The organism is Corallococcus sicarius (genome assembly GCF_003611735.1).
GTDB lineage: Bacteria > Myxococcota > Myxococcia > Myxococcales > Myxococcaceae > Corallococcus > Corallococcus sicarius.
In genome coordinates this window covers 1-8,492 of record NZ_RAWG01000369.1, presented here as the reverse complement: position 1 = coordinate 8,492, position 8,492 = coordinate 1, and the positions used below count along the sequence as shown (strand labels likewise).

At 73.3% G+C, this 8,492-nt stretch carries 3 protein-coding genes; all 3 read right to left on the bottom strand.

Going from position 1 to position 8,492, the window contains the following annotated elements:
- Positions 1-2,207: SpoIID/LytB domain-containing protein (locus tag D7X12_RS35840; RefSeq protein ID WP_120629704.1), on the bottom strand; the 2,207-nt coding region annotated here is incomplete at its 3' end.
- A 3-nt stretch (positions 2,208-2,210) separates the two neighbouring features.
- A complete protein-coding gene (locus D7X12_RS35835) occupies positions 2,211-6,926 on the bottom strand; it encodes an alpha-2-macroglobulin family protein (protein WP_120629703.1) in 4,716 nt (1,571 codons plus the stop codon).
- On the bottom strand, positions 6,923-8,492 hold a 1,570-nt coding region (locus tag D7X12_RS35830), incomplete at its 5' end, for a hypothetical protein (protein WP_120629702.1). The genes D7X12_RS35835 and D7X12_RS35830, both read right to left, overlap by 4 nt.

Genomic DNA, 8,492 nt, shown 5'->3' with positions numbered 1-8,492 from the left:
TCGCTGGAGAGGCCGGTGGCGGCCTTGGCGGCTTCGACGTCCAGGCCCTCGCCGTGGCCCCGGCCCTGGCCCTCGAAGAGGACGCGGGGGCCGTCGAAGGAGGCGCGCTGGGGGCAGGAGGGGAGCTGGAGGCCCGCGCGCAGGGTGTCGCAGGGCAGCGAGCGCGCGTCCTCGTAGGGGGCGCCGGCCTCGCCTTCGGTGCGCAGGTAGCGCAGGCGGCCGGACTCGAAGCGCAGGGACACGAGGCGGGTGCCGAGCAGGCCTTCCACCTGGGCGCGGGAGCGGAACTCGCGCCAGGGGGTGGCCCCGCCCTGGGAGAAGGTGAGCCAGACGTCCCACCGCAGCGGAGGGAGCTTGAGCGCGCGGGTGTCCTCGGGGCGCAGGCGCACGGTGCCGCGGAAGGCCTGGCAGTGGGTGGTGTCGCAGATGGCGCGGCCGGGATGGCGCGGGGCCGCGTGGCGCTCGTTGTGGGCCACCACGCGGGAGAGCGCGACGCGGGCCTCGCCCTGGAGGGTGACGTCCTCGGCGGCGACGACGCCGGCGGTGTACTGCACGCGCGTGGTGCGGAAGACGAAGTCGGAGCCGCGCCGGGCCTTGAGCGCGCTGGGCGTGGTGGGCACGCCTGGGGGCGGTCGGTACGGCGGCGGTGGGGACCACGTGAAGACGCCCGCGTAGTCACGGCCGCCGTCGGGGCCCTGCGGGAAGCGCACGCGCCAGGGACTGCCCAGGCACACCGCTGGCCCCTTCGCGGTGAGCGCGTCCAGGCGTGAGAAGTCCGTGGGCGCCGGACGCGGGGCGCCGTCCTCCAGCGCGAAGCCCGCGCCCGCGCAGCGCGCCTCCACGGACGCGGAGGGCAACAGGCCGAGCACCTGCACGCGCGCGGCCTCCAGGCCCGCCGCCTGTTTGCGCACGCGGGTGAGGAGCGCGGGGACTTCGTCCACGAAGTGTCGGGGCATCTTGCCGGGCCGCACGGCCACGAGGACGAGGTCCTCATCCACGGCGGCGATCCACCCGAACTGGGGGCGGCTCGCGGCGTCGCGCACCGTGCCCGTCTTGGTGGCCACGCCCTTGAGGGCCTTCGACGTGGAGAGGCCGCTGAGCGTGCCCTCCTCCACGTTGCCGGTGAGGAGCGCGAGGACCTCCGGCCGGGCCTCCGCGAGCAGCCGGTATGCCTGGGCCATGCCCCAGGGGGACAGGCCGTGCGCGGAGCGGAGCCCGATGGCCTCCGTCATGTCCGCGGGCAGGCCGGTGAGGCCCACCGCCGTGAGCACGGGCCCCCAGACGCCGAACGCCTGGGGCGCACGGCCCGTGGCCTCCCAGTCCAGGAAGTAGCCGTTGCACGAGCGCAGGAGCGCGAGCCGCGCATCCACCTTCGGAGGAAGGCCCGCGCCACACGCCCACTCCTGCACGCCGGGGCGCGGCGCGAGGAGCGGAGGGCTCACGTCACGCGTCGAGGCCACGGTCCCCGCTGCGTACAGGAACGGCTTGAGCGCGGATCCATACGGCACCGCCCTGCGCACGTTCCCTTCCGCGAACAACACTTCCCCCGAGTGCCGGCTCACCACCACCGTGGCCGCCTCGGGCGCGAGCACCGCCACGTCCGCCAGTTCCTCCACTGACAGGTTCGACGCCCACCGCGTGCCGTCGTGACACTGACGCAGCCTGCGCGTCAGCGCGGCGGGGAACCCCACGTGTTCGCCCAGGATGCGCGCCAATCCCTTGCGAGCCCGGGGCGTGTCCACCGCGGGCGCGCTCGCCACTTCCTTCGCCGCGCGTGACAGCGACTGGTACGGAGCCTCGCGCCACGCGGGCAGCTCCCCGCTCACCGTCAGCGCGAACGCCTCATGGAAGAGCCGGTCCTCGCTCGATGCAGGACACGCCCACCACAGGAGCTGGTGCGCCAGCTCATGCCGCAGCGCCGTGCGCAGCCGCGCATCCAGCACGCCCGGCGTGTTCTGCCGCAGCTCCACGACTCCCGGTCGTCCCTGCGCGTTGCGTTCGGGGGCCAGGGCCGTGCCCTTCTGGAGCGTCACGGTGGCGGGGGCCCGTGTCGGAAGGCCGCCCGCCTGTGCCGCGTACCGCGCTTCCAGCGACGCCCACGCGGCCTGCGCTTCCCTGCGCAGGTCCGCCTCCGGCGTCACGTCCCCCCGTGTGACGAAGGTGGGCGAAGCCGACAACAACACGGCGACGGCGACAGCCCACCCCATGGGCTACAGGTCGCTCACGGACGTCTTCGAGGGCACCACCTTCAGCACGTCCGAAGCCGTGCGGCCCCGGATGCGCGCCGAGTACATGTCCTCGATGGTGGCCGGCGGCGCCGCGAACGTGCCCGCGAACTGCGCGCGCATCACGTAGCCCACCGTGCGCGGGCTGTCGCTCCACCACGCCGGCTCCTCGAAGAAGAACGTGGCATGCGCCGGGTCCAGCTGCCGGCGCTTGAGCGCCTCCGGCGCCAGTGGCAACGAGTGCGGAGGACCGCGGAAGACCTTGTCCTCCTGCAGCGCGACGAAGCCCGCCGGCACCGCGTCCTCCACCACGTAGTACGCCGACCGCGCCCGGTTCTCGCCGCGCGCATCCAGCGTCAGCTCCACGTAGACCTCCTCGCCCTGCGTCACGGTGGCGCCCGCCTCCAGCTTCACCTTCCCGCCCTCGCGCAGCACGTAGTACGCGCGGTTGACGGACATGCCCTCCACGCGCGGCTGCACCGCCTTGAGCGGCAGCGTCGCGGCGGCGCGCAGCGTGGCCACGCCGTCGAAGCCGCCCACGTCCACCGTGCGAGTCCCCGCCGGCAACGTGGCCACGAGCCCCATGCCGCGCGCGGCGAACTTCACCGGCGCCGATGCGCCCTTCACCTCCGGCGGCGTCATGCCCTTGAACGCCTTCGCGTCGCGCTCCACCAACCACAGCGAGTGCAGGAGCGCGGTGCTCCGGTCGAAGGTGGACAGGCCCGGCTCGCTCAGCAGCTCCAGGATGCGCTTGCGCGCGCGGACGACATCCAGCGAGCCGAACGACGCCGCGTGCGCGGTGATGGCCGTGAGCCCCACGCGCCGCAGCGGGAAGCGGTAGAACGCCTCGGACGTCTCCGCCTCACCCTTCAGGCTCGCGAGCTTCACGAAGCCCTCGCCGCTCTGCTTCACCAGCGCCTGGATGCGCGTCTGGAGCGCGGTCTCATTCATCACGCCCGCCTTCTCCGCGGCCAGCACCGCGAGCGCCAGCGAGTACAGGTCCCCGGGCTGCGCGCCTTCCACCAGCGCACGCACCCGCGCCGCCTGCCGGGGCCCCTGCAACCGCGCCAGCACGTACGCGCGCGTGGCGTCGTACTCCTGCGGCAGGCCCTCCTGCGCCTCCACCCACTTCGCGCTCTCCACGATGCGCGCGTCGTCGCGGTCCACCAGCCCCGCCTCCGCCGCGTACGCCAGACCGTCCAGCGCGATGAGCGTGAGCGGCAGGCTGGGCTCGCTGTAGCCGCCGAACCAGGTGAACCCACCGCCCTTCACCGCGAGGCCGAGGATGCGGGACGTGCCCTGCACGGAGCGGCTGCGCGCCTCCGCCAGCAGCGCCTGCGAGTCCGGGTCCAGCTTCTCCAGCGCGCCCGCCTTCTGGAGCACCTGGTACACGGCCACGTTCGGCACCGTCGTGGATACCAGCTGCTCCAGGCACCCGTACGGGTACGTCAGCAGCTCGCGCACCTGCGTGAGCGCCGCGTCCACCGTGGACGGCTGGAGCACCAGCTCCACGCGCGTCAGCGTCGCGGTTCCGGGAGCCTCCAACGACAGCGCCCCGCCGCCCCACGCGCTCACCTGCACCGCGTCCTCCACCGCGGCCGGCGCCACGTCGAAGCGCTTCAGGTCGCGCAGCGGATCCTTGCCACCCGTCACATCCACCGCGAGCTCGGCGGGGCCCGTCTTCGACGCGCGCAACGTCACCGGCACCACCTGTTCGCCCCCCTCGCCCAGCTCCAGCTTGCGCTGGGTGACGTCCGCCTGGAGCGCCCCTCCCGGCTGCACACGCAGGTCCAACAGCTGGCTGCCCTTGGACTTCTCGCCCGCGGACAGGCGCACCGACGCCAGCGCCTCGTCGCCCTCGCGCAGGAACCGGGGCAGCGCCGCGTAGACATTGAGGCCGCCGCGCGTGGCGAACTCGGACGTGCCTTCACCGAAGCGGCCGGACGTGTCCGCCGCCACCGCCGTCACCACCCAGAGCGTCTGGTTGGAGGGCAGCGTGAAGCGCACCGTCGCGCGCCCGTCCCGGTCCGTCACCACCGCCGGGTCCCAGTGCGCCGTGTCCTTCTCCAGGTCCTTCGCCTGACGGCTGGGCGGCTTGATGGACGCGAACGCGTGGTCCGGCAGGCCGGACATCTTGCGCGCCAGCTGCTCGCCGTAGCCGTACCCCTGGAACTCCGCCGAATAGAAGCTCGTCACGTTGTCGCGCGCGGGCGGGTAGAAGAAGTCCAGCACGCCCGGGCGGAACTCGCCCTGGATGGCGTAGACGGCCTTGTCCACCACGCCCACGGACAGCTGCGCCACCACGCCCTTGCCCTCGCTGTCGGTGACGCGCACGTCCACCGCCTGCTCGGTGAGCGGCAGCGCCTCCGCGCGGCGCGCCTGGAGCGACACCGTGAGGGTGCGCTCCTTCGGCACCACGCGGAACGCCACCGTGCGCTCCTCCCAGCGGCCCGTCGCCGTGGGGTACGCGACGGACGCGTACACCGCGCTGCCGAAGCGCTTCTCCACCGGGAACGCGTGCACCAGCGTGCGGCCCTTCAGCGGCACCACCGTGGTGCCGTACAGGCCCGCGCCCGTCAGCGTCACCCACACCGGCCCGCTGTCCCTGCCGCCCTGCCCCCAGCCATCCGGGAACAGCGCCACCAGCTTCGCGGAGTCACCCGGCTCCAGCGTGCCGGACAGCGACGCCAGCGTGAGGTTGGGCACCTGCGCCACGGGCTCGTCCGCGGCGCCGATGACGAGCAGCGACTCCTCGCCCGTCCACGCCTCGCCCTTCTTGTCCTTCACCGTCACCCGCGCGATCACCGCGCCCACGTCGGTGGTGGGCACCTTCTCGCGCGACGTGCCGTCCTGCGCGGTGGTGAACGCGCGCGAGCCCAGCGGCTTCTCGCTGCCATCCGCGCGACGCAGCATGAAGGCCACCTCGCCGGACGTGACGCCATAGGGCTTGCCGGACAGCGTGGTGGCGCGCACGGACAACAGCGCCTCCGAGCCCTTCGCCACCACCGCGTCCGAGTACCGCGCCACGCCCAGCACTTCGACCTTCGACAGGAAGAAGGCGGCGGTGCCGGTGGCGAACGTCTCCTGATCATCCCGCGCGCGCACGGTGAGGCTGTAGCGGTACGGCAGCCGCTCCTCGCCCGGCTTGAGCGCGGGGACGGCGACGTCCACCTCCGCCTCGCCCTCGGCGTCGAACTCGCTCGCGCTGGACCACGGGTCCTCGCGGGCCTCGCGCTCCGCGACGGAGGAGTACAGCCGCTCCGGCACGCTCAGCTTGCCCTCGCTGCTGGACGCGGTGCCGTACGTCACCGCACTGCCCTGGCCGCCCTTGCCCGCGTCGTCCACCCACGCGGGCGCGTCCAGCAGGCTGCGGTAGAGGAACACCTCGTACTTCGCGCCCTTCGGCACGCCGCCCGCGTACCGGCGCGCGCGCACCTTCACGCTCACCGTCTCGCCGGGCACCACCGTCTCCGACTCCGGCTGCACCTCCAGGTAGAACGTGGGCTTCACGTAGTCCTGCACGCGCGCCTCGCCCTCGTAGGGGTGCGTGTCCAGGTCCGCCTCGATGCGCAGCACGCCCGTGCCCAGGTCGTCCGGCACCTGCATCGTGCCGCTGAACGCGCCGAACTCGTCCACCACCGCGCGCGTGGTGATTTCGCGGCCCTCCTGCGACACCAGCTTCACGCGCACGTCGCGCTTCTTCGGCGTGAACAGGCGCGCGAGGAACGTGTCCGGCTGACGCACGAGCCCGCGGAACTTCACCTCGTTGCCCGGCTTGTAGATGGGCCGGTCGCTGTAGATGAACACGTCCGGCGCCACCGCAAGCGCGGAGTAGAAGTCCGTGTCCACGATGGCCGTGTCCTTGCCGGACGTCACCGTCGCGAGGATGCGCGGCTCCGCCACCTGGAGCGTCAGCTCGCCCTTGTCGTCCGTCGTGCCCGTGGGGCCCTTGCCCGCGGGTAGGTACACCTGCACCTGCGCACCCGCGCGCGGCTGTTGGTCCCTCCCCGCCACGCGCACCAGCACCTGTCCGTCGGTCTGCTTGAGCTGCACGGTGACGTCGCTGACGACGAGCACCACCTGCCCCTCCACGCGGCCCTGCACCAGTTGGAGCACGTACGCGCCCGGGGGCAGCGGGGCCAGCAGCACGCGGCGCTCCTGGAAGCCGCTGCTGCCATTGCCGGTGTCGAAGCCCGGCACGTTGAACTCGCGGTCCGCGCCGCCCAGGTCCAGGTTGAGCCACTGGCTGCGCACCACCGTGAAGCCCGGCGGCGTGCCCACCAGCTTCTCCGGCCCCTCGGCCACCTTCGCCAGCGGCTCGCCGGACGAAGCGTCGTCCGCTGGCTTCGGCAGCACGTCGCTCACCTCCTGGCGGAAGGCGGGGCTGAGCGCCTCCAGCAGCACGAGGCCCGGCGAGCGCACGGCGTTGAGGCCGCGGCTCAGCCCCCGGCCCGGGTTGATCAGCGTCGGCGGCGTCTGGTACGCGCGCCGCAGGTCGCCCTGCGCGCGGATGAAGGCGTCCAGGTTCGCGGGCTGCAACACGCGCAGCTCCACGGGCCCCTTGTCCTCGAAGGCGACGTCCACCGCCACGGGCTCGCCGCTGCCGTAGGAGCGCGGGACGGTGATGTAGAGCGGCTTGGCCAGCGCCACGCCGGACACCAGGAGCGCGGCCAGGGCCGCGAAACGCACCGACGTCTTCATGTTCCAAATCCTCCCGGCGTCAGGGCATGGCCGTAGTTCAACATGGAGCCGCGAAGCCCCAGGTACGGCAGGGATTCCAGGTCGCGGCGGGCCGCTTCGATTTCCGGCGGAGCGGCCTTCGGCAGGGGCGACGCGCGGTCCACGCGCGCCTCGGACGTGTAGCCATCCATCGCCAGGCCGCTGAGCAACCGCCCCGTGTTGATGCCGAGCACCAGCGACGCGGGCGCGCGCAGCCCCGTCACCACCGGGCCCGCTGCGTTCAGCAGGTTGGGCGCACGGCCCTCGCACGCCTTCTTCAGCCGCTCGATTTCCTCATCGCTCGTGGCCAGCACCACGTGCTTGCACAGCGTGGCGCGCTTCAGCTCCCGCGCACCGCCGGAGAACAGCGCCTGCAACCCCGCCGCGTCCTCCTCGCTGCCCCACAGCAGGGCCAGCTCCGGCTCCAGCGAACCGCTGCCTCGCGGCGTCCACACCACGGCCACCTGGCGCGGGCGCGTGCGGACCTCAACCTTCCCCTCCCAGAACTTCTTCAGCACCGAGGGCTCCAGCGACTCCGGCAGCATGAGCTGGAGCGCGAGCAGCACCGGCGTCTCCTCCGGCACCAGCTTCAACAGGTCGTCGGACAGGGGGCTGGTGTGCAGCCCCATCATGCCCGGCACGAGCTTTCCGGCGATGCCCCGGCCCACCAGCCGGTCGCCCTCCACGCCGAACTGCAACCGCGTGTCGTCGCCCAGGCCCAGCACGTGGGTGAGCAGCTGCGCCTCGCGGCCGTAGGCGTTGGCGTTGAAGCCCACCTCCACGTCCACGCCGTCGTCCGCCTCCAGCTCCGGCAGGGGCGCGCACAGGCCCTGGAGCACCACCACCGGGTGCCGCGCGAGCACCACGCGGTCCGCCGTGCGCGCGGCCCACACGGTCTGCTCCGCGACGAGCCAGCGCGACAGGTGGAAGCCGCCCTCGGGCGCCTTCTCCGTGCTGGCGGGGCAGCTGTCCGCGGTCATCTCCCCGCGCTTCGCCACCGCGTCCATCGCATCCCATCCCGCCAGCGACGACTTGCCCGCCTTGGGGACGATGAGCGCGGGCGTCCCCGCGCTCGTGGCGCCGCTGAACCACACCGTGCGGAAGGGCGCGTCCAGCAGCTGTCCCGCCACGACGTCCAGCACCGCGCCCTTGAAGGAGGCCTTCAGGTCGGTGCCGGTGGAGCCGAGGAACGCGGCCCAGCCGCTCACGAAGCCCTGCCCCAGCGGCTTGTCCAGTTGCTCCTTCAGCCACGCGTTGCGCACGAGCGCGTCGCGCACCTTCGCGGGCGCGTGCACGTCCACCCAGACGGCGGCGGTGACGGCGGTGCCGGGCACATCCATCTCCGTCGGCTCGGACGGCAGCTCCGGCAGGCCCTCCACGGAGGCGCCCGCGGAGGGCGGGCCCTGGCGTTCACCGGAGGAGAAGGTCGTGCCGGATCCGGATCCGCTCCCCCGGCGACCGAGGACGAAGGCTCCCACGCCCACGCCCACGACGAGCGCGCCGACGAGCGCGATGCGCACGGCGGGCTTGGGGGTGGGGCCCTTGCCC

What these genes read in the sequence shown, in the direction of transcription:
- D7X12_RS35835 (WP_120629703.1), bottom strand. Translation starts at nt 6,926, where the DNA reads ATGAAGACGTCGGTGCGTTTCGCGGCCCTGGCCGCGCTCCTGGTGTCC.